Annotated in this window: 1 protein-coding gene; it reads right to left on the reverse strand. The window is 59.9% G+C overall.

Annotated elements, in window-relative coordinates:
• Nucleotides 1-748 (reverse strand): FAD-dependent oxidoreductase (locus JFT66_RS29645; protein ID WP_198860629.1); only part of this gene is annotated, 748 nt, incomplete at both ends.

The following is a 748-nucleotide window of genomic DNA, read 5'->3' on the forward strand; positions in this document are numbered from 1 at the left end:
GTGTTGATCAGGATCTGCTCCACTAGCCCGGCACAGGAGCCGCAGGAGCTGGCGGCCTTGGTGTGTTTTTTCACCTCATCGACACTGAACAGGCCCTGTTCCTGGATTGCCTTGACGATGGTGCCCTTGCACACCCCGTTGCAGCCGCAGACTTCGGCGTTGTCGGCCATGCTCATGGCTTTGTCCTGGCCTTGGTGGCCTACATCGCCCAGGGCGTTTTCGCCGAACATCAGGTGATCGCGGATCTCACTAATGCCATGGTTCTCACGGATCTGCCGGAAATACCAACCGCCGTCGGCGGTATCGCCGTACAGGCAGGCGCCGACCAGTATGTCGTCCTTGATCACCAGCTTCTTATAGACACCACCGATAGGGTCGGAAAGGGTGATGGTCTCGGTGCCTTCGCCGCCCATGAAGTCGCCAGCAGAAAACAGGTCGATGCCGGTGACTTTGAGTTTGGTCGAGGTCACCGAGCCTTTGTAAGTGGCGAAGCCCAACTGCGCCAGGTGGTTGGCACACACCTTGGCCTGCTCGAACAACGGCGCCACCAGGCCGTAGGCAATCCCACGATGGCTGGCGCACTCGCCGATGGCATAGATGCGCGGGTCGTAGGTTTGCATCGTGTCGTTGACCAGAATCCCACGGTTGCAGGGGATGCCGGACTGTTCCGCCAGCTCGGTGTTGGGGCGGATACCGGCAGCCATCACCACCAGGTCAGCCGGAATCACCTCGCCATTTTTGAACTGCA

It is taken from the genome of Pseudomonas sp. MF6755 (assembly GCF_016405635.1).
Taxonomy (GTDB): Bacteria; Pseudomonadota; Gammaproteobacteria; order Pseudomonadales; family Pseudomonadaceae; genus Aquipseudomonas; species Aquipseudomonas haemolytica.